The organism is Pseudomonas sp. 3MA1 (assembly GCF_029237275.1).
Classification (GTDB): domain Bacteria; phylum Pseudomonadota; class Gammaproteobacteria; order Pseudomonadales; family Pseudomonadaceae; genus Aquipseudomonas; species Aquipseudomonas fluorescens_AP.
Genome location: NZ_JAACFX010000001.1, coordinates 764,991 through 785,975, shown reverse-complemented (window position 1 = coordinate 785,975; position 20,985 = coordinate 764,991). Strand labels below are relative to the sequence as shown.

Here is a 20,985-nt window from a genome sequence, read left to right as displayed (position 1 = left end):
CTACAACTACATCCGATCAATGAAAGGGCCGGGCGTTGTCGTCCGGCCGGATACCGGCCTGATTCAGGGACAGGCCGCTCAGTGCCGGGTCGGCAACGCCGCCCATTGCACCAACAGCGCCTCCAACAGCAACACTCGGTTGAGGTTGGCCTTGCTCAGGACCTTTTGTCGCTGGGCCAGGATCCAGTCCTGGATCGCCAGCACCTTGTCCTGGCCGGACTTCTGCGCCAGGTACTGCAACACCTTGCGCATGTCCTGCAAACCCAGGCCGTCCTCGTCCTGGGTCAACTGGTAACGCAAGACCAGGTTCGACCAGTCACAGAACCAGTCGAACAACAGCAACAGAGGGATGGCATTCCAGGCCTCGGCCAGCTGGGTCGGCGACTGTTGCTGCTTGAGCAACTTCTTCACCCCGTCCACCACCAGCGCCCGCTGCTCGCGAACCCCCTGGGCCTGCAAGCCGACGGCGGCCAGCGGCGATCCGGCGGCCAGGGTAAGCAGCTCCAGGCGCTCTTCATCGGAACACTCGGGCAGCGCCGCGGCCAACCATTGCTGGCTCATCGCCGCGCTGGGCAAGGGACAGGCTTGCTGGACACAGCGACTCTTGATGGTCGGCAGCAAACGGCTCGGCTGATGACTCACCAACAGCAGCACGGTATCCCCGGAAGGCTCCTCAAGGCTTTTCAGCAAGGCGTTGGACGCATTGATGTTCATCGACTCCACCGGCTCGATCAGCACCACCTTGCGCCCCCCCAACTGTGCGGTCTGCACCACGAAGCTGACCAACTCACGCACCTGGTCGACCTTGATCGCCTTGTCCGCCTCTTCGGGCTCCAGCACGTAGTTGTCCGGATGACTACCGGCCTGGAGCAGCAAGCAGGACTTGCACTGGCCACAGGCATCCAGCCCGTTCGGACGCTGGCACAGCAGACGCGCCATCAGGCGTTCTGCCAGGGCTCGCTTGCCGATGCCCGCCGGGCCGTGCAGCAGATAGGCGTGGGCATGTTGCGTGCGCCCGGCCAACTGCTGCCAGAGGCCGTCCTGCCAGGGAAAGACTTCAGCCACGGGCGCGCTCCAGCAGTTGCGGCAACAAGGCATCCAGGGACTGCTGGACCCGGGCCAGGGGCTGCGCCGCATCCACCAGGCAATAACGCTGGGGCGCAGCGGCGGCGCGGGTCAGGTACGCCTGGCGCACCTTCTGGAAAAACGCCTGGCCTTCCTGTTCGAAGCGATCCAGCCGACCGCGAGCACTGGCCCGAGCCAGACCGACATCCACCGGCAAGTCGAACACCAGGGTCAGATCCGGGCGCAACTCACCCTGCACGAAACGCTCCAAGGCCTCGATGCGCTCAAGGCTCAGGCCACGACCGGCGCCCTGATAGGCATAGGTCGAATCGGTGAAACGGTCACACAGGACCACCGCGCCGCGGGCCAGTGCCGGGCGAATCACCGTGGCCAGATGCTGGGCGCGGGCCGCAAACACCAGCAGCAGCTCGGTGTCGGCATTCATGACTTCCTCGCCCGGGGTCAGCAGCACTTCGCGAATCCGCTCGGCCAAGGGTGTGCCGCCGGGCTCGCGGGTCAACACCACCTCGATGCCCGCGGCGCGCAGGCGCTCGGCGAGGTACTCGCGGTTGGTGCTTTTACCGGCCCCTTCCGGGCCTTCCAGGGTAATAAACAAGCCAGTCACAGGCAGTCCTTAATCAAAGTCATTGCGGGCTTTTCGGCGCGGGCGCAGGTTCCGCCGCAGCGGGAACCTCGACGGGCGCGGGCGACGCGCTGTCCGGACCCGGAGTAACGGCTGGTGCCGGGCTCTGGGCCTCGGGTGTGGCCGGCGTGGCCTGCGGCGCCGGACTGGAACGGTAGTCGGCGCGACGCTTGAGCTGGAACTCGCGCACGGCACTGTTATGGGCATCCAGGTCATCGGAGAACACATGGCTGCCGTCGCCCCGGGCAACAAAATACAGGCTCTTGCCCGGCACCGGATTGAGCGCGGCGTGAATCGCCTCGCGCCCGACCATGGCAATCGGCGTCGGCGGCAGCCCGGCAATCACGTAAGTGTTGTAAGGCGTGGCTTCCTTGAGGTGAGCCCGGGTCAGTTTGCCGGTGTAGCGCTCGCCCAGGCCATAGATCACCGTCGGGTCGGTCTGCAGCAGCATGCCGATCTGCATGCGCCGCACAAAGACTCCGGCGATCTGTCCACGCTCCTGGGGCACGCCGGTTTCCTTTTCCACCAGCGACGCCATGATCAGCGCCTGATAAGGATCGCTGTAGGGCGCGTCATCAGCCCGCTTGCTCCACTCTTTGGCCAGCACATCGTCCAGACGGTCGTAGGCTTTTTCCAGAAGCTCGGCGTCGGTCATGCCTTTTACAAAACGATAGGTATCGGGGAAGAAACGCCCTTCGGGAAACACCCCGCCGTGGCCGAGTTTTTCCATCACCTGACTGTCGCTGAGGCCTGTCAGGGTCTGCTGCAGCTTGTCGCTCTTGGCCAAGGCATTGCGCACCTGGCGGAAGTTCCAGCCTTCCACCAGGGTCAGGCTGTACTGCACCACCTCGCCGCGCTGCCAGAGACCGATCAGGCCTTCGGCCGTCATGCCCGGCGTCATGCGGTACTCGCCACTGTGCAGCGGCTGGCCCTGCAGATTGAAGCGCCAGTACAGGCGCAACCAGAAGCCATCCCGGATCACGCCATCGGCTTGCAGACGATTGAAAGTGCCGGTGGGCGTGGCACCGGCGGGAACATCAAGCAACTGCTCCTGGGAGAGGTTCAGCGGTTGTTCCAGGGCCGAGTGCAGTTTCCAGGCACTCGCGCCCAGCAGCAGACCTGCCAGGACCAGTCCGGTTTCCAGCAGGAGCAGTAATTTACGTCTCACGAATCAAGCATCCAGTAGTGCGCGGGTAATGCCCTGCAGTTTACGGGTGAGCGGTCCCGCCGACCAGCGCATCCCGGCACAGGCACGCACCGGCCAGATGCCATAGACGCTGTTGCAGACGAAGACTTCATCCGCCCGCTGCAGCTGATCGAGACTGATGTCCGTGACGTCCACGGAAATCCCCAGCGACGCGGCCTGAAACAGAATTTCCGCGCGCATCACCCCGGCCACCCCGCAACGGCTCAGGTCGGCTGTCAGCAAGCGCCCCTGGCTGACCAGGAACAGATTGCTGAACACCGCTTCGATCACCCGCCCGGCGCCATCGAGCATCAAGCCTTCGGCATGCTCGGAATCACGCCATTCGGCGCGAGCCAGCACTTGTTCGAGACGGTTGAGATGCTTGAGGCCAGCCAGTAACGGCTGCTCGGATAAACGCGTGGCGCAGGGAAACAGCACGACCCCCTGCTCGGCATTGGCCGGGGGATAGGCCGGCCAGGCAGCGCCCTGGAGAATGCGGCGCGCCGTGGCTGCCGGGTCTGCCGCATAGCCCCGCAGACTGTCGCCACGGGTCAGCATCAGCTTGAGCACGCCCTCACCCAGGGCCGCCGCATAGGCCAGCACTTCGTTGCGAATCAGCACCTGATCCGCATTCAGCGCCAGACGTCGGCAGCCTTCGGCCAGGCGCTGCAAGTGCCGCTCCAACAGTTGCGGCTGACCGGATCTGACGGCGATGGTCTCGAACAGACCATCGCCATAGGCCAGGCCGCGGTCCTTGAGCGACAGTGCGTCAGCCGGCCGACCGTCGACCCAGCAGTGCATCACTCGGAGAACCGGCGGAACACCAGGGAGCCGTTGGTGCCACCAAAGCCGAAGGAGTTGGAGAGCACCACATCGATGTCCATGCTGCGCGCGGTGTGCGGCACGAAGTCGAGGTCGCAGCCCTCATCCGGCTCATCCAGGTTGATGGTCGGCGGCGCCGCCTGGCTGTTGATGGCCAGCACGCTGAAGATCGCCTCGATCGCCCCGGCGGCGCCTAGCAGGTGACCGGTCATGGATTTGGTGGAACTGACCGCCAGCTTGTAGGCGTGATCGCCAAACACCGTCTTGATCGCTTCGGCTTCTGCCAGGTCGCCGGCAGGGGTCGACGTGCCATGGGCGTTGATGTACTGCACCTGATCGACATTGAGCTTGGCGTCGCGCAGGGCATTGGCGATGCAGCGAGCGGCGCCGGCGCCATCGGCGGGCGGCGAAGTCATGTGATAGGCATCGCCACTCATGCCGAAACCAATCAGCTCGGCGTAGATAGTGGCGCCACGGGCCTTGGCGTGTTCCAGCTCTTCCAGCACCAGGGCGCCGGCGCCGTCGGACAACACGAAGCCATCACGCCCCTTGTCCCAGGGACGGCTGGCGCGGGTCGGCTCGTCGTTACGGGTCGACAGCGCACGGGACGCGCCGAAGCCGCCCATGCCCAGGCCGCAGGCGGCCATCTCGGCACCGCCGGCAATCATCACGTCGGCTTCACCGTAGGCAATGTTGCGCGCGGCCATGCCGATGCAGTGGGTGCCGGTGGTGCACGCCGTGGAAATGGCGTAGTTCGGCCCCTGGGCACCCAGGTGGATGGACAGGAAACCGGAAATCATATTGATGATCGAGCCCGGCACGAAGAACGGAGAGATCCGTCGCGGACCGGAATCGTGCAGGGTGCGGCTGGTTTCTTCGATATTGGTCAAACCGCCAATACCCGAGCCCATGGCCACGCCGATGCGCTCACGGTTGGCATCGGTGACTTCCAGGCCGGCGTTGCGCACCGCCTGAAATCCGGCCGCCAGACCGTACTGAATGAACAGGTCGAGTTTGCGGGCCTCTTTGGCCGACAGGTACTCCTCGACATTGAAGCCCTTTACCGAGCCGCCAAAACGGGTGGAATAGGCAGAAAGGTCGGTGTGTTCGATCAGACCAATGCCACTTTGGCCAGCCAGAATGCCCTGCCAGCTACTCGGCACATCCGTACCCAGTGGCGACAACATACCCATACCGGTGACTACGACGCGTCTACGCGACACAGCACTCTCCTTTTTCTAATGACGACACTTTGTATCAGGCCTAAAGAAAAAACCGCACGCCGTAACGGCAGTGCGGTTTTTCCATGACAGCAAAAGACGACTACAAACGATTAAGCCTGGTGGCTGGTAACGTAGTCGATAGCTGCTTGAACGGTAGTGATCTTTTCAGCTTCTTCGTCAGGGATTTCGGTCTCGAATTCCTCTTCCAGAGCCATCACCAGCTCAACGGTGTCAAGGGAGTCGGCACCCAGGTCTTCAACGAAGGAAGCGGTGTTCACAACTTCTTCTTCTTTAACGCCCAGTTGCTCAGCAACGATTTTCTTGACGCGCTCTTCGATGGTGCTCATACCTTGTTTTCACTCCTAATGGACAAATTCAGGCAGCTGGCCAGTGGGTAAGTGTATAGAAAGGCTTTTCAGCTTTTCAACTGAAAGCTTCGTCCCTCAAACCCTTCGGCCATCTGCCTATAAATTGATTGCAGCTTTATAACGGATTTTAGACAGCTCGTATGACATTTTTTTGAAGCAATCCGTCACATTTGACTCACATATACATCCCGCCATTGACCGGGATTGTAGCCCCAGTAACGTATGCCGCACCGTCGGATGCCAGAAAAGCGACCACTTGCGCGATCTCTTGAGCCTGGCCCAGACGACCCAGCGGAATTTGCGTCAGCAGGGCTTCACGCTGTGCTTCCGGCAGCTCGCGGGTCATATCGGTGTCGATAAAACCTGGAGCAACCGAGTTCACAGTGATCGACCGCGAACCCACTTCACGCGCCAGGGCACGGCTGAAACCTTCCAGACCGGCTTTGGCGGCGGCGTAGTTTACTTGGCCTGCGTTGCCCATGGCACCCACAACCGAGCCAATACTGATAATTCGGCCCCAACGCGCCTTGGTCATGCCGCGCAGAACGCCCTTGGACAGGCGATACAGGCTGTTGAGGTTGGTATCGACCACGTCGTACCACTCGTCATCTTTCATGCGCATCATCAGATTGTCGCGGGTGATGCCGGCGTTGTTCACCAGAATCGCCGGCGCACCGAACTGCTCGGTGATGCTGGCCAGCACTGCAGCCACGGATTCGTCGCTGGTGACATTGAGCTCAAGGCCAGTGCCCTGAATGCCGTTTTCCTTGAGGGTAGCGGCGATGCGCTCGGCGCCGGAGGCGGAAGTGGCGGTACCCACCACTGTGGCGCCCATACGACCCAGCTCAAGCGCGATGGCCTGGCCGATACCACGGCTGGCGCCGGTCACCAGTGCAACTTTACCTTGCAGACTCATGCAAGCTTCTCCTAGTTCAGGCCAACGCTGCACGGGCGGCAGCGAAGGCATCTGGGGTATTCAGGTTAGAGGTCGACACGCCTTCGGCGCAGCGCTTGTTGAGACCGGCCAGGACCTTCCCCGGACCGCATTCCACCAATTGGGTGGCGCCTTGGGCCGCCAGGGTCTGCACCGACTCGACCCAGCGCACAGGCTTGTACAGCTGCTCCAGCAAGTCGCGCCTGAGAGTATCGAGGTCGGCCGCCACGGCGGCGCTGACATTCTGTACCAGCGGAATCTGCGGTGCCTGCCAGTTGATTGCCGCGATCGACTCGGCAAAACGCTCAGCCGCAGGGCGCATCAGCTCGCAATGGGACGGTACGCTGACCGGCAGCGGCATGGCACGCTTGGCACCGCGCGCCTTGCAGCCCTCGATGGCGCGATCCACTGCCGCCTTGGCACCGGCGATGACCACCTGGCCCGGGGAGTTGTAGTTCACCGCACTGACCACTTCACCTTGCGCCGCTTCCGCACAGGCCGCCACGACATCGGCGTCGTCCAGACCAAGAATGGCCGCCATGCCGCCTTGACCTGCCGGCACGGCTTCCTGCATCAGCTGACCACGACGTTCGACCAGCTTGACCGCTTCGGCCAGAGTCAGACTGCCAGCGGCCACCAGGGCGCTGTATTCACCCAGGCTGTGACCCGCAACGAAGGCTGGACGCGCGCCACCCTCGGCCAACCAGACGCGCCACAGGGCGATGGAGGCGGTGAGGATGGCCGGCTGAGTCTTGTCGGTTTGATTGAGCAGCTCTTCGGGACCTTGCTGGGTCAGTGCCCAGAGGTCGTAGCCCAGAGCATCGGAGGCTTCTTTGAAAGTGTCGAGGATCAGTGGGTACTGCGCGCCCAACTCGGCCAACATGCCGAGGGACTGCGAGCCCTGTCCTGGAAAGACGAATGCGAGGGATGCAGACATGTAACAAGCCCCTAATGATCTTGTCGTCGGAGAATTGACGTCACACCGCGGTGGACGCAAGAAACTGACAGTTGGATGGCCAATTGAACTGAGCGGTCACATTTAAGCACTCCACGGAATAAACGCCTAAAGCAACAGATCTTCAAGGCGCCCGTGCAGGCGTCGCGGCAGGTCTTCCTGGATTTCGATCAGCGCACGCTGAATCGCACTCTGAAACCCTTGAACACCCGCAGAACCGTGGCTTTTCACCACTATTCCCTGCAACCCGAGAAAGCTCGCACCGTTGTGCCGAGCCGGCGCCAGGTCCGCCTGCAATCGCCGCATCAGTGGCAAGGCCAGCGCCCCCACAACCCGGGACAGCAGATTGCGCCTGAACAACGCCTCGATACGGGCAGCGATCATGGTGGCCAGACCCTCGCTGGACTTGAGCAGGATGTTGCCGACAAAACCGTCGCACACCACCACATCCGCCTCGCCGCGATACAACCCATCACCTTCGACGAAGCCTATGTAGTTCAGGCCCCGCGCCTGCTGAAGCAGACTCGCCGCCAGCTTGACCTGCTGGTTGCCCTTGATGTCTTCGGTGCCAATGTTCAGCAAAGCCACCCGCGGCCGGACAACCCCCAGACTTTCCGCCGCAACCGAACCCATGATTGCGAATTGCAACAGGTGCTCGGCACTGCAATCGACGTTGGCCCCCAGGTCCAGCAACTGACAATAGCCCCGCTGAGTGGGAATGGCCGCCACCATCGCCGGACGATCAATGCCGGGAAGGGTCTTGAGCACGTAACGCGACAGGGCCATCAGCGCTCCGGTATTGCCGGCACTGACGCAGGCCTGGACCTTTTCATCGCGCAACAGCTCAAGCGCCACCCGCATCGAAGAGTCGGGCTTGCCGCGCAGAGCCTGGGCAGGCTTCTCGTCCATGGTGATCACTTCGCTGGCAGGAGCGATTGTCAGGCGCGCGCGATCCACAGCCGAATGGCCGGAAAGCAGTTCTTCAAGAAGGGAGGGTTGACCCACCAGGGTCAGATGCAGCGAGGGGGTAGCAGACAGGCAAGCAATACTGGCCTGAACAATGCTGCGGGGACCGAAGTCCCCGCCCATTGCGTCAATCGCGATGACTTGAGCGGACAAGGATTACTCGTCAGCGCCCTTGTCGATCACTTTACGACCACGGTATACGCCTTCTGGCGATACGTGGTGACGCAGGTGAACTTCACCAGTGGTCTTTTCTACGGACAGAGTGCTTGCCTCGAGAGCATCGTGGGAGCGACGCATGTCACGGGCAGAGCGGGATTTTTTGTTCTGCTGAACAGCCATAATTGATTAACTCCTAAACGTTTGGGTCACGCTTTAACTGCGCCAATACACTGAACGGGTTGGACCGCGTTACCTCGTCCTCGCTCGGTTCGGGCTCATCGAGCCCCGCCGGCTGCTGGCATTCTTCCGGATGATGAGCAGGCACGATGGGCAAGGCAAGCAAAAGCTCTTCCTCAACCAACGCCTGCAGATCCAAAGGATCTTCGCCCAGTTCCAGCACGTCATAACCTTTCGGCAACGACTGGGTATTCGCACCCTCCTTCACCACGGCGTAACTGCACTCGCTGTGGATCGGCAGGGTGACCAGCTCAAGACAACGCTGGCAAACCATTTTGACTTCGACGTCGATGGAGCTGTGGATAACTACAGCTTTACGCTCGTCACGCTCGAAAACGAATTTAGCCTGCACCGTACCGACATTGTCGGAAAGCGGGTCGCAGAGTCTCTCCAAATCGGCCAGCAGCAGTTCACCTTGAAGGGTGGTGCCACGGTCAGCCAATTTGCGCGGGTCAACGTGAGGTGGAATCGGGTCATTCAACATAGGCGCAGCATTATAGGGATGCCCCCAGCCATGTCAAAGGAAATTCAGCCCTGTCCGTCACTTGCCAGCCCCGCTAGAATTTGCGCCCCATCCCAGGAGATGCGCATGCTGCCTTTATTACTTGCCTCAAGCTCGACCTATCGCCGGGAATTGCTGTCCCGCCTGCAACTGCCCTTCACCTGCAGCGCTCCTGATATCGACGAAAGCCACCGCCCAGGAGAGCCCGCCCTAGCACTGGTGAAACGCCTGGCCGAAGAAAAAGCCCGCGCCCTTGCAGCCACCCACCCGGATCACCTGATCATCGGCTCGGACCAGGTCGCCGTGCTGGGGGAGCGCATCATCGGCAAACCCCATACCTTCGACAAGGCACGCCAGCAACTGCTGGATGCCAGCGGCGCCAGCGTGACCTTCCTCACCGGCCTGGCCCTGCTCAACAGCCGGACAGGCCGCTGCCAGGTCGACTGCGTACCTTTCACCGTACATATGCGCACCCTCGACCAGCAGCGCATCGAGCGCTACCTGCACGCCGAGCAACCCTTCGACTGCGCCGGCAGCTTCAAGGCCGAAGGCCTGGGCGTCAGCCTGTTCCAGAGCACCGCCGGCAGTGACGCCACCAGCCTGGTGGGCCTGCCATTGATCCGCCTGGTGGACATGCTGCTAGCCGAAGGCGTGGCGATCCCCTGACCTGACACTAAAAAGCCGACACTCTGGCCGGCTTGGTTTGTTCAGCACCGCACAATCAGCGCAAGGTTGGCCCTTGAAAGCCCATCCACAGGGCGATCCGTTCGGCCACGCTAGCACCCAGCTTCTTCGAGAAGCGATCAAGTGGCGACTCCTGGACGGTGAAGTCCACCAGCTCTTTCTCACCAATCACGTCCCGCGCCACCGAACTGGTATTGCCCAGGCCGTCGATCAAGCCCAGCTGCAACGCCTGCTCACCGGACCAGACCAACCCCGAGAACAGCTCAGGATGCTCTTTATCCTTGAGGCGCTCGCCACGACCCTGCTTGACGCTGGCAATGAACTGACGGTGAGTGGTGTCCAGCACGCCCTGCCAGAACTGAGTTTCATCAGGCTTCTGCGGCTGGAACGGATCGAGGAACGACTTGTGCTCGCCGGAGGTGTAGGTACGACGCTCGACCCCCAACTTCTCCATGGTGCCGACAAAACCGTACCCGGCCGCCGTAACGCCGATGGAACCCACCAGACTCGCCTTGTCGGCATAGATCTCATCGGCCGCGCTGGCGATGTAGTAAGCACCGGAAGCCCCCAGATCAGAGATCACCGCATAGACCTTGGTGTCCTTGTGCAACGCCCGCAGACGACGGATCTCGTCATAGACATAGCCAGACTGCACCGGACTGCCACCAGGACTGTTAATGCGCAAGACAATGCCCTTGACCTTGGGATCATCGAAGGCGGTACGCAGACTGCCGACAATATTGTCCGCACTGGCCGACTCCTTATCGGCGATCACTCCAGTGACATCGATCACCGCGGTATAGCTGCCGCCGCGAGCCGCATTCTTTTCCATGGTCATCAGCGGCGTAAACAACGCCAACGCCACAAACAGATACACAAAGGTCAGCAGCTTGAAGAAGATCCCCCAGCGCCGCGAACGACGCTGCTCCTGGACACCGGCCAGGAGTGTCTTTTCCAGCAGTTTCCAGCTCTTATCATCAGCCCCTTCAGCGCCCGCCTTGCTTGGCGCTTTCCATTCGTCGCTCATGCCTGCTACCCCAGCAAAAACTTATTCGGCAGCCTGACTCAGCCAGGCATGCAATTGAGGAAAACGGTCGATGGACAAGCGCGGCTCGAATACCTGCAACGCCTCGATGGACTGGGCACCGTAGCTCACGGCCACCGAATCCATCCCGGCATTGCGCGCCATCAACAGATCAAAGGAGGAATCGCCCACCATCAGCGCCTGCCTCGGCCCGACTCCGCAATGCGCGAGAATTTCCTCCAGCATCAACGGATGAGGCTTGCTGGCGGTTTCGTCGGCCGCCCGAGTGATATCGAAATACTCTTCCCAACCGTGCGCCTTCAGCACCCGATCCAATCCGCGCCGAGCCTTGCCCGTGGCAACCGCCAACCGATACCCCTCAGCCCGGAATGCCTCGAGAGACTGCACCACGCCAGCAAACAACGGTGAAGGCTCAGCCTCCAGCGCGATGTAGTGATCCGCGTAATGCTGACGAAAGGCCACCAACTGACCATCGTCAATTTCCGGATACAAGGTGCGAATCGCTTCTGGCAAGCCAAGACCGATGATGCCCTTGACAGCAAAATCGTCGCGCCGGGGAAAACCGGAGCGATCGGCCGACACATGCATCGACTCGACAATCCGACCAATGGAATCCGCCAGAGTGCCATCCCAATCGAAGATCAACAGCTGGTAATCAGGGTGCACTCAAGCGCTCCACGGTCTTGGCCCACATTTCATCCACTGGCGCCTGCAGCTTCAGCTCGCCGCCATCAGGCAGCGGCACGGTCAACATGTAGGCGTGAAGGAACAGACGCTTGCCGCCCAACTCGCGGATCTCACGAGTGAAATCATCGTCACCGTACTTGCTGTCACCGGCAATGCAGTGCCCGGCATGCAGGGTGTGTACGCGAATCTGGTGAGTGCGGCCAGTCACCGGCTTGGCCTCGACCATGGTGGCGAACTCGCCGAAGCGGCGCAGCACCTTGAACACCGTCAAGGCCTCCTTCCCCTCTTCATTGACCTCGACCATGCGCTCACCGGAACGCAGGTTGCTCTTGAGCAGAGGCGCGCGCACCTGTTTCAGGGCCGTCGCCCAATGACCACGGACCAGCGCCATGTAGCGCTTATCCACACCGTCGCCACGCAGCGCGGCATGCAGGTGGCGCAACATGCTGCGCTTCTTGGCGATCATCAGCAGACCGGAGGTGTCGCGGTCGAGGCGATGCACCAGCTCCAGCTCCTTGGCATCCGGACGCAACTGACGAAAGGCTTCGATCACCCCGAAGTTCAGGCCGCTGCCGCCGTGCACGGCAATGCCGGCAGGCTTGTTGATCACAATCAGCGCCTTGTCTTCAAAGACAATCGAGGCTTCCAGTCGCTGCAACAACCCTTGAGCCAGCGGCACCGGTTCGTCACGCTCGGGCACGCGCACCGGCGGCACGCGCACCACATCACCCGCCTGCAGCTTGTACTCGGGCTTGATCCGCCCCTTGTTCACTCGCACTTCGCCTTTGCGCAAAATGCGATAAATCAAGGTTTTGGGCACGCCTTTGAGTCGCGCGAGAAGGAAGTTATCAATACGTTGGCCGGCATATTCCGGCGAGACCTCAAGCAATTGAACGCCTGGAGTCGAGGGGGCAGTAGTCGTCATGGCGCGAATGATAACAATTTTTTATGGATTTGAAGCACTTAATGATTGCTGCTATAGTCGCGAACGCCGCCAAAAGCGGCTGGACAGCGGAACAGCGGCAACTAGCCGGCCCTGACCAACGCAATTCATCAGGACGCAAGGCCGTCCTACGCAGCTCTCGCTACATACCGGAAGAGTCTGACGCTGTAACAAGCGCAGGTGACATGAGGCCTGAAACCCGTAGAAAGCAGAGTTATCACTCGCCTTCTATGCAGCGATTAACGGCCAGTTCACAAAGTGCAGTCAGCGCCTGACAACCCCAAGCGAAGGTTGCGGAAACAACGCCTTTAGCCATGATGCGTGACCTCCCCTTTCGGAGTTCACGGTAAATGCCAACCCGCTGCGGATTCTGCGCGCGGCAGCACCCGAATTATCAGGGATACGTGTAGGGTGGAGATGCACAACCGTCGGACTGTGTAGCATTAGGCTTTATTCAAGACGCTTCATCTCGTCCACAGTCGCCGGTTGATTCCTCCTCCTGACAGACTTTTGCTTAAGCGGTGCCTTAGTCACCACAGCAAGCAGGACGCGTGAGTCGCGACTTCGTTCTTAGTTACTTGGACGAACCTCGCTAGACACTCGAGTGGTCAACCACTCCTGACGCACCTGACACCGACCGTGAGAAGTCGTGTGTGCCGAACGCCGTTTCCGGCAGCCCGGAAACCGACGGTACTACATGAAAAGAATGCTGATTAACGCAACTCAACCCGAAGAGTTGCGTGTTGCCCTGGTAGACGGCCAGCGCCTCTACGATCTGGACATCGAGTCCGGTGCACGCGAGCAGAAAAAGGCCAACATCTATAAAGGCCGAATCACTCGTATCGAACCAAGCCTCGAGGCTGCCTTTGTCGATTTCGGCTCTGAGCGCCACGGCTTCCTGCCCCTCAAAGAAATCTCCCGCGAATACTTCAAGAAAGCCCCCGAAGGCCGCGTCAACATCAAGGACGTCCTGAGCGAAGGCCAGGAAGTCATCGTCCAGGTCGAAAAAGAAGAGCGTGGCAACAAGGGCGCCGCCCTGACCACCTTCATCAGCCTCGCCGGTCGTTACCTGGTACTGATGCCGAACAACCCGCGTGCCGGCGGTATTTCCCGCCGCATCGAAGGCGAGGAGCGCAACGAACTGCGCGAAGCGCTGAACGGCCTGGTGGCACCTGCCGACATGGGCCTGATCGTGCGCACGGCCGGCCTGGGCCGCAGCAGTGAAGAGATGCAGTGGGACCTCGACTACCTGCTGCAACTCTGGACCGCCATCAAGGAAGCTTCCCTGGATCGCTCCGCGCCATTCCTGATCTACCAGGAAAGCAACGTGATCATCCGCGCGATCCGCGACTACCTGCGCCAGGACATCGGCGAAGTGCTGATCGACAGCGTTGAAGCCCAGGACGAAGCCCTGACCTTCATCCGCCAGGTGATGCCGCAGTACGCCAGCAAGATCAAGCTGTACGAAGACAGCGTGCCGCTGTTCAACCGCTTCCAGATCGAAAGCCAGATCGAGACCGCCTTCCAGCGCGTGGTCGAACTGCCTTCCGGCGGCTCCATCGTCATCGACCCAACCGAAGCCCTGGTGTCCATCGACATCAACTCGGCCCGCGCCACCAAAGGCAGCGACATCGAAGAAACCGCCCTGCAGACCAACCTGGAAGCCGCGGAAGAAATCGCGCGCCAACTGCGTCTGCGTGATATCGGCGGCCTGATCGTCATCGACTTCATCGACATGACCCCAGCCAAGAACCAGCGCGCCGTGGAAGAAAAAGTCCGCGAATGCCTGGAAGCCGACCGCGCCCGCGTGCAGATCGGCCGCATCTCGCGCTTCGGCCTGCTGGAAATGTCCCGTCAGCGCCTGCGTCCATCCCTGGGCGAAAGCAGCGGCATCGTCTGCCCACGCTGCAACGGCACCGGCATCATCCGTGACGTCGAGTCGCTGTCCCTGGCGATCCTGCGCCTGATCGAAGAAGAAGCCCTGAAAGACCGCACCGCCGAAGTTCGCGCCCAAGTGCCGATTCCGGTAGCCGCCTTCCTGCTCAACGAAAAACGCAACTCGATCACCAAGATCGAACTGCGCACCCGCGCTCGCATTGTCATCCTGCCGAACGATCACCTGGAAACGCCGCACTTCGAAGTCCAGCGTCTGCGCGATGACAGCCCGGAAGCCAACACCAACCAGTCCAGCTACGAAATCGCTGCGGCCGCGGCCGAAGCCGAAGAAGTTCAGCCAGCCGCCGCCACCCGCACCCTGGTTCGCCAGGAAGCTGCGGTGAAGACCGCGCCGGCCCGCGCCAACGCCCCAGTGCCGACCGAAGCCGTCGCCCCGGTTGCCGCTCCGGCCCCGGTTGCTGCCGAGCCAAGCCTGTTCAAAGGCCTGGTCAAGTCCCTGGTCAGCCTGTTCGCCTCCAAGGAAGAGCCGGCCGCTGCGGTTGTGGTCGAGAAGCCGGCAACCGAGCGTCCTGCCCGCAACAACGAAGAGCAGCGCCGCAACGGCCGCCAGCAGAGCCGCAACCGTAACGGTCGCCGCGACGAAGAGCGCAAGCCACGTGAAGAACGTGCGCCGCGCGAAGAGCGCAAGCCACGTGAAGAACGTGCGCCGCGCGAAGAGCGCGCACCACGGGAAGAGCGCCAACCGCGGGAAGTGCGTGAAGCACGCGAAGAAGTCCAGGGCGTAGCTCGCGAAGAACGCGCACCTCGCGCTCCACGTGAAGAGCGTCAACCGCGCGCCCCACGTGAAGACCGCAAGCCACGTGGCGAGCGTGAAGAGCGTGTTCGCGAACTGCGCGAGCCTCTGGATGCCGCTCCGGCGGCAGCCGCTGCTACTGCCGCCGTTGCCGTTGCCGAAGAACGCCCAGCTCGTCCACCGCGGGAAGAGCGCCAGCCGCGTCCGCCGCGTGAAGAGCGTCAGCCACGCGCCGAACAGGCTCAGGCCGCTGCCGCCAGCGAAGAAGAAGCACTGCCGAACGAAGAGCAACTGCAGGAAGAAGGCCAGGACACCGCCGACGGCGAACGTCCACGCCGTCGTTCCCGCGGCCAGCGTCGTCGCAGCAACCGTCGCGAGCGTCAGCGTGATGCCAACGGCAACGTGATCGAAGGTTCGGAAGAGAACGCCGAAGAGCCAGGCAGCGCCGATCTGGCCGCCGGCCTCGCGGTCACTGCCGCTGTTGCCAGCACCGCCATCAGCGCCAACGCTGAAGCCCAAGCGCATCAGCAAGCCGAACGCGCGACCGCCGCTGTTGCAGAGCAGGCTCCGCAAGCGCCTGTGGTCGAAGCCACTACTGAAGTGGAAACGCCGGCTGCTCCAGCTGTTGAACTGGCCCCGGCTGAACAGGCTCCAGTGGCCGAAGTTGCCCCGGTTGTGGCAGAGCAGCCTCAGGTTGAAGTCGCCGCCGAACCCGCCGTGACTGTCGAAGCACAACCTGTGGTAGCCGAGCAGCCGGTTGCAGAACCTGCAGTCCAGGCGCCAGTGGTTGAGGAAAAAGCCATCGAGCCTGCTCAGGAAGCTCCGGCCCCGGCCGCTGAACCTGTTGCCATCGAGCAGCCAGTGATTGCCCAGCAGCCTGCACAGGCTGAAGAGCCCGCACCGGCTGTTGCCCCAGCAGTCACTGAAGCCCCGGCTCCCGTGGTTGAAGCGGCTCCGGTGAGCGCCCTGACCAGCAACGGTCGCGCACCGAACGATCCACGCGAAGTGCGTCGTCGCAAGCGTGAAGCCGAGCGTCTGCAGAAGGAAGCCGAGCTGGCTGCCGCTGCCGCCCCGGTTGCAACGGTAGCTGCTGCCGAGCCCGCTCCGGTCGAAGCGCCAGTGGTGGTCGAAGCCGCTCCTGCTCCTGTCGAGGCGGCTGAAGCAGCACCTGCGCCAGTCACCGAGCCTGTGGCAGAGCAACCTGCCCCGGTGGTGGAAGAGGCTGCGCACAACGCCGAACAGGCCGTTGAGCACGTAGCCCACGCCGAGGAAAAGCAGCACGAGCCTAAACCTCTCGTCTGACTCCACCGGCAATGAAAAAGCCCCGTCCGGGTAACCGGGCGGGGCTTTTTCATGCCTGCCATTCAGCGGTCCCGAAACACCAGCGCCTCTGGCAGATCCACATCCCACACCACGCCCGGGTCGCTCAGAGGCACTTCGACCACCTTGCCCGCAGCAAACAGGCACCTGGCCCCACGATCACCGGACAACCCCTGCAAGGCGGCAGCATAAGCCCGGCCAAACCCCACCGGATGCCCTAGATCGTCGCCCAGCCGCGGCACGCTGATGCTCTCCTCAGTCAACCCCGCGATCACCCGCCTGACGCTGGCAGGCAGGATGAAGGGCATATCCCCCAGCAGCACCACCCAGCCATTGGCGTCGGCACTGGCCACTACAGCAGCCGCCAGGCTGTGCCCCATGCCCGGGGAGTCCAACACCACCACCTGACAACCATAAGCCCGCCCCAGCTGCACCACCTGCGGCCGCCCCGGCGTCGTGACCAGCACCCGCCGAACCACTTCGGCAGGCAGGTTGACCAGCACCTGTTCCAATACCGGTCGCAGCACACCATCGCGCCCCACGCAAGGCGCCAGCAGCTTGTCCTGATCGTCTGCGAGCACCTGCCGATAACGACTGCCCTGCCCCGCCGCCAGGATGATCGCGCAAGGCCAGGGACTCATCTGGCCGCCTCGATCACGCGCGGCGGCGCCTGCTTGGACAGGGGCTCGACACCATTTTTCAGCGCCACGATCTGCGCCATCAGCGAAAGGGCAATCTCCGCCGGAGTATGACTGCCGATGTGCAAGCCCACCGGCCCGTGCAAGCGCTCAATGGCCGCCCTCGACAATCCCAGCAGGGCCAGATTGTCCCGGCGCTTCTGGCTATTGACCCGGGAACCCAGGGCGCCGACATAAAACGCCGGGGAGTCGAGGGCCGTCAGCAGGGCCATATCGTCCAGACGCGGATCATGGGTCAGGGCCACCACCGCCGTGCGCTCATCAGGCTCGATGCTCAACACCGCATCGTCCGGCATGCCGGCGACAAAGCGTCCATCCTGCTGCTCCCAGCCCTGCACGAACTCCTGGCGCGGATCACAGACCAGCACCTCGAAATCCAGCATGCGAGCCATTTGCGCCACATAGCGAGACAGCTGTCCGGCCCCGATCAGCAGCAGGCGCCAGCGCGGTCCGTAGATTGCTCGCAGGGTGACACCGTCAAACGTCAGTTCATCCCGCTGGCCTGCCGCCTTGAGCAGCACCTGGCCGGTACTCAGGTTCAACTCCCGGGCCACGATCTGATGCGCCTGGCAACGTTGCAGCAACTCGGCGACCCAGGACGGATCGCCGACCCGCTCTTCGGTCAAGCGCAGGGTGCCGCCACAGGGCAGTCCGAAACGCGCCGCCTCTTCCACCGTCACACCGTAAGTCACCAGTTGCACCGGCGGCCCCTGCGGTGCAAGACGCCCGTCCCCCTGGCGGCTGATCAGGTCGTCCTCGATACAGCCGCCGGACACCGAGCCGATCACCACGCCGTCATCGCGCAAGGCCAGCATGGCCCCAGGCGGCCGGGGCGCGCTGCCCCAGGTCTGGACCACGCTGTAGAGCAGCACCCCGCGCCCGGCACGGCGCCACTCCAGCACGCTGCGCAGGACATTCAGGTCAACACTGTCCATCAGGCACCCGCCTGCTGCCAGCCTTGCAACTGATAACGCACCGGTAGGTTGCGGATGCGCTTGCCGGTGGCAGCGAAGATCGCATTGCACAGGGCCGGGGCAATCGGCGGCACACCAGGCTCACCGACACCGCCCAACGGCACATCCCCCGGCGGCGTCACCAGGTGCACCTGCACCTGCTTGGGCGCCAGGGACATGCGCGCCACCTCGTACATGTGGAAGTTGTCCTGCTGGACCTTACCGTCCTTGAAGCTGATTTCCCCCAGCACCGCATTGCCCAGGCCCATGACACAAGCGCCCTCGAACTGCGAGCGGATACGCTCGGGATTGATCTGCGGACCGCAATCCACGGCGATGTCGGCCTTGTGCACGATCAAGGTGCCGTCGTCCTTGACCTCCACTTCGAGCACCGCCGCCACATAAGTCACGAAGCTGTAATGCACCGCCAGCCCCAGGCCGCGCCCCTTGGGCAGCGGGCGCCCCCAGCCAGCGGCCTTGGCCGCGGTTTCCAGCACTGCGCGCATGCGCCCGGTATCGATCGGGTAACGCTCCGGGGACTCACCGTAGTTCCACTCTTCGCTCAGGGTTCGCGGATCGATCTGACGGTCAGGTCCCAGCAGCTTGAGCTGGTACTTCAGGGGGTCTTGGCCCGCCTTGTGAGCCAGTTCGTCGACAAAACTCTGGATCGCGAAACCGTGGGGAATGTTCGACACCGAGCGGTACCAACCGACCCGGGTATGGGCCGCCGCTTCGGGGTTTTCCAGGCGCACATTGGGAATCGCATAGGCCATGTTGGTGAAGCCCATGCCCAGCTCAAAGGCGCCCTCGTGGTTCATCCCCGGGGCGAACAGCGCGGTGATGCTCGGGGCCACGGTGCGATGCAGCCATGCGGCGGGCAGGCCGTCCTTGCTCAACCCGGCCTTGAGGTACTCCGCCGACACCGTATGGAAATAGGAGTGGTGGATATCGTCTTCCCGGGTCCACTGCACCCGCAGCGCCTTGCCGGGAAAGGCCTGGGCCAGGATGGCCGCCTCCAGAATGAAATCCGGCTTGGATTTGCGCCCGAAACCACCGCCCAGCAGGGTGACGTTCACGGTGACCTGGTCAAAGCCGATGCCCAGGCGCTCGGCGATTCGCTCGCGGGTCACCTGAGGCGCCTGGCTCGGCGCCCAGGCTTCACAGCGACCGTCCTGAAAGCGCGCCACCGCCACCATCGGTTCCATCGGCGCCTGGGCCAGGTGCGGCAGGTAATAGGTGGCTTCCAGGCTGCTCTCGGCCGCCGCCATGGCCTCATCCAGCTGGCCGGTGCTGCGCACCACCTTGCCCGGCTTCTGGGCCGCGGCCTCCAGTTCCTTGCGGTAGTCGACGGAGTTGTAGCCGGCATTGACCCCATCGTCCCACTCGATCTTCAACGCATCGCGCCCCTTGATCGCTGCCCAGGTATTGCTCGCCACCACCGCCACGCCCCCCAGGGGCTGGAACTCGGAAGGCACGGGGCGACTGTCGATGGGCATCACCCGGATCACCCCAGGCACCTTCAGCGCTGCGCTGTCATCCACCGATTTGACCTTGCCGCCATAGACCCGGGGCCGCGCCACGGCGGCGAACAGCATGCCTTCAAAGTGCACGTCGGCGCCGTACACCGCGCGCCCGTTGACGATGTCCTGACCGTCGATGGCGCGGGTCGCCTCCTTGCCGATATAGCGAAACTCCGACGGCTGCTTCAGACGCAAGCTGTCCCGGGCCGGCACCGCCCGAGCCCCCGCCGCCGCGGCCAGCGCGCCATAGCCCAGTTCGCGCCCGCTGGGGGCGTGAACCACCTTGTGCAGCTGCGCCCGGCACTCGCTCAGAGGCACCTGCCACTGCTCGGCAGCCGCCTGCTCCAGCATGGTCCGCGCCGCAGCGCCGCAACGCCGCATGGGTTCGTACCAATGGCGCATGCTGCGCGAGCCATCGGTGTCCTGGTTGCCAAACCGCGCCTCGTCACCGGGCGCCTGCTTGACCTTGACCTGCGCCCAATCAGCCTCCAACTCATCGGCCACCACCATGCTCAGGCTGGTACGCACCCCCTGGCCCATCTCCGAACGGTTGCAGATCACCGTCACGCTGCCGTCGCTGGCGATGCTCACATAGACCTTGGGATCGTCGACCCAGCCGTGGGGCATGCCATCGGCACCAAATTTCTTGTCCTCGGCAAACGCCTGCTGCCAGCCCCAACTGGCCGCCAGTACCAGGGCTCCGGTGGCGCCCACGCCCTTGAGAAAACCGCGGCGACTGAGGTTGCTCAGGGCAAAATCACTGGGTAAAGAGCTCATGCCTTGGCCTCCTGCAGATGGTTGGCCGCCTGGCGAATCGCGGTCTTGATCCGGTTGTAGGTGCCGCAGCGGCAGATATTGCCGAGCATCGCCTCTTCGATCTGTTCGTCACTGGGATTGGGATGGATCTTCAGCAGGGCCGTGGCGGACATGATCTGCCCACCCTGGCAGTAGCCGCACTGGGCCACCGCCGTATCCAGCCAGGCTTGCTGCACCACCTGCCCCACCGGATCGTTGTGCAGGTAGTCGATGGTGCTGACATTCTTGCCCAGCACCGAACCGACCGGGGTGATGCAACTGCGCGCCGGGTCGCCATCGACATGCACGGTGCAGGCACCGCACAGGCCCATGCCGCAGCCAAATTTGGTGCCGCTGTAACCCGCCACATCGCGGATGGCCCACAACAGCGGCATGTCCTCGGTGACGTCCAGGGGGTGATCTTGACCGTTGAGCTTCAGGGTAATCATGGGCACGCCCGCATTCTATGAGGTGATGGGGTCGAGCCATCTGCCACGCGGCAGTGCGGCTGCGGGGCGCGCAGATGGGCTCAGGCTAATCGGGCTCTCTTGTGAAGACAGGGCTTCACCGGGCCTTTGGCGACGACAAATA

The 20,985-nt window shown here is 62.7% G+C and carries 20 protein-coding genes; 2 read left to right on the top strand and 18 right to left on the bottom strand.

What is annotated here, in order from left to right; all coding sequences use genetic code 11:
- Nucleotides 1-78 precede the first annotated feature (78 nt).
- From GWQ44_RS03755 to GWQ44_RS03705, 11 genes are all read right to left on the bottom strand, one after another.
- On the bottom strand, nucleotides 79-1,065 hold the full coding sequence (locus GWQ44_RS03755; RefSeq protein ID WP_275926660.1) for a DNA polymerase III subunit delta': 987 nt from the start codon (nucleotides 1,063-1,065) through the stop codon (nucleotides 79-81).
- Nucleotides 1,058-1,690 (bottom strand): dTMP kinase, encoded by a 633-nt coding sequence (gene tmk / locus GWQ44_RS03750; protein ID WP_016968275.1) that lies wholly within the window; start codon nucleotides 1,688-1,690, stop codon nucleotides 1,058-1,060. The genes GWQ44_RS03755 and tmk overlap by 8 nt, the downstream gene beginning before the upstream one ends.
- Before the next feature lie 19 nt (nucleotides 1,691-1,709).
- Nucleotides 1,710-2,876, bottom strand: a complete 1,167-nt coding sequence (mltG, locus tag GWQ44_RS03745) for an endolytic transglycosylase MltG (RefSeq protein ID WP_275926659.1) — start codon at nucleotides 2,874-2,876, stop codon at nucleotides 1,710-1,712.
- A 3-nt stretch (nucleotides 2,877-2,879) separates the two neighbouring features.
- Nucleotides 2,880-3,695, bottom strand: coding sequence for an aminodeoxychorismate lyase (gene pabC / locus GWQ44_RS03740; protein ID WP_275926658.1), 816 nt, complete (start codon nucleotides 3,693-3,695; stop codon nucleotides 2,880-2,882).
- Nucleotides 3,695-4,939 (bottom strand): beta-ketoacyl-ACP synthase II, encoded by a 1,245-nt coding sequence (fabF, locus tag GWQ44_RS03735; protein WP_016968272.1) that lies wholly within the window; start codon nucleotides 4,937-4,939, stop codon nucleotides 3,695-3,697. Before fabF ends, pabC begins: the two co-directional genes overlap by 1 nt.
- A gap of 110 nt (nucleotides 4,940-5,049) precedes the next feature.
- On the bottom strand, nucleotides 5,050-5,286 hold the full coding sequence (gene acpP / locus GWQ44_RS03730; protein ID WP_003175607.1) for an acyl carrier protein: 237 nt from the start codon (nucleotides 5,284-5,286) through the stop codon (nucleotides 5,050-5,052).
- Between the two features lie 196 nt (nucleotides 5,287-5,482).
- Nucleotides 5,483-6,223, bottom strand: a complete 741-nt coding sequence (gene fabG, locus GWQ44_RS03725) for a 3-oxoacyl-ACP reductase FabG (RefSeq protein ID WP_011060118.1) — start codon at nucleotides 6,221-6,223, stop codon at nucleotides 5,483-5,485.
- A gap of 16 nt (nucleotides 6,224-6,239) precedes the next feature.
- The gene (gene fabD / locus GWQ44_RS03720; protein WP_275926657.1) at nucleotides 6,240-7,178 is read right to left on the bottom strand and encodes an ACP S-malonyltransferase; all 939 of its coding nucleotides are present in this window, start codon (nucleotides 7,176-7,178) and stop codon (nucleotides 6,240-6,242) included.
- 126 nt (nucleotides 7,179-7,304) lie between these two features.
- Nucleotides 7,305-8,315 (bottom strand): phosphate acyltransferase PlsX, encoded by a 1,011-nt coding sequence (gene plsX / locus GWQ44_RS03715; protein WP_080963026.1) that lies wholly within the window; start codon nucleotides 8,313-8,315, stop codon nucleotides 7,305-7,307.
- 3 nt (nucleotides 8,316-8,318) lie between these two features.
- Nucleotides 8,319-8,501 (bottom strand): 50S ribosomal protein L32, encoded by a 183-nt coding sequence (rpmF, locus tag GWQ44_RS03710; protein WP_003179396.1) that lies wholly within the window; start codon nucleotides 8,499-8,501, stop codon nucleotides 8,319-8,321.
- A gap of 13 nt (nucleotides 8,502-8,514) precedes the next feature.
- Nucleotides 8,515-9,042 carry a YceD family protein gene (locus tag GWQ44_RS03705; protein ID WP_011060115.1) on the bottom strand — a complete coding sequence of 176 codons (528 nt, stop codon included), beginning with the start codon at nucleotides 9,040-9,042 and terminating at the stop codon, nucleotides 8,515-8,517.
- A 105-nt stretch (nucleotides 9,043-9,147) separates the two neighbouring features.
- On the opposite strand from GWQ44_RS03705, the gene GWQ44_RS03700 reads away from it, so the two are divergent.
- Entirely contained in the window at nucleotides 9,148-9,726 is a 579-nt protein-coding gene (locus tag GWQ44_RS03700) for a nucleoside triphosphate pyrophosphatase (RefSeq protein ID WP_047302836.1), read from the top strand.
- A gap of 55 nt (nucleotides 9,727-9,781) precedes the next feature.
- Here GWQ44_RS03700 and sppA read toward each other — a convergent pair whose 3' ends face one another.
- The 3 genes from sppA to rluC are packed head-to-tail and all read right to left on the bottom strand — an operon-like array spanning nucleotide 9,782 to nucleotide 12,401.
- Nucleotides 9,782-10,771, bottom strand: a complete 990-nt coding sequence (gene sppA / locus GWQ44_RS03695) for a signal peptide peptidase SppA (protein ID WP_275926656.1) — start codon at nucleotides 10,769-10,771, stop codon at nucleotides 9,782-9,784.
- A 21-nt stretch (nucleotides 10,772-10,792) separates the two neighbouring features.
- Nucleotides 10,793-11,455: an HAD-IA family hydrolase gene (locus tag GWQ44_RS03690; RefSeq protein WP_047302834.1), complete on the bottom strand. Its 663-nt coding sequence runs from the start codon at nucleotides 11,453-11,455 to the stop codon at nucleotides 10,793-10,795.
- The gene (gene rluC, locus GWQ44_RS03685; RefSeq protein ID WP_016965316.1) at nucleotides 11,445-12,401 is read right to left on the bottom strand and encodes a 23S rRNA pseudouridine(955/2504/2580) synthase RluC; all 957 of its coding nucleotides are present in this window, start codon (nucleotides 12,399-12,401) and stop codon (nucleotides 11,445-11,447) included. Before rluC ends, GWQ44_RS03690 begins: the two co-directional genes overlap by 11 nt.
- A gap of 715 nt (nucleotides 12,402-13,116) precedes the next feature.
- Between rluC and rne the strand changes: the two genes are divergently transcribed.
- Nucleotides 13,117-16,410, top strand: coding sequence for a ribonuclease E (rne, locus tag GWQ44_RS03680; RefSeq protein ID WP_275926655.1), 3,294 nt, complete (start codon nucleotides 13,117-13,119; stop codon nucleotides 16,408-16,410).
- A 62-nt stretch (nucleotides 16,411-16,472) separates the two neighbouring features.
- Here rne and GWQ44_RS03675 read toward each other — a convergent pair whose 3' ends face one another.
- The 4 genes from GWQ44_RS03675 to GWQ44_RS03660 are packed head-to-tail and all read right to left on the bottom strand — an operon-like array spanning nucleotide 16,473 to nucleotide 20,843.
- A complete protein-coding gene (locus tag GWQ44_RS03675) occupies nucleotides 16,473-17,069 on the bottom strand; it encodes a nucleotidyltransferase family protein (protein WP_275926654.1) in 597 nt (198 codons plus the stop codon).
- A complete protein-coding gene (locus GWQ44_RS03670) occupies nucleotides 17,066-18,061 on the bottom strand; it encodes an XdhC family protein (protein WP_275926653.1) in 996 nt (331 codons plus the stop codon). The genes GWQ44_RS03675 and GWQ44_RS03670 overlap by 4 nt, the downstream gene beginning before the upstream one ends.
- Nucleotides 18,061-20,376, bottom strand: a complete 2,316-nt coding sequence (locus tag GWQ44_RS03665; RefSeq protein ID WP_275926652.1) for a xanthine dehydrogenase family protein molybdopterin-binding subunit — start codon at nucleotides 20,374-20,376, stop codon at nucleotides 18,061-18,063. Before GWQ44_RS03665 ends, GWQ44_RS03670 begins: the two co-directional genes overlap by 1 nt.
- A complete protein-coding gene (locus tag GWQ44_RS03660) occupies nucleotides 20,373-20,843 on the bottom strand; it encodes a (2Fe-2S)-binding protein (RefSeq protein ID WP_016968267.1) in 471 nt (156 codons plus the stop codon). Before GWQ44_RS03660 ends, GWQ44_RS03665 begins: the two co-directional genes overlap by 4 nt.
- Nucleotides 20,844-20,985: the final 142 nt, after the last annotated feature.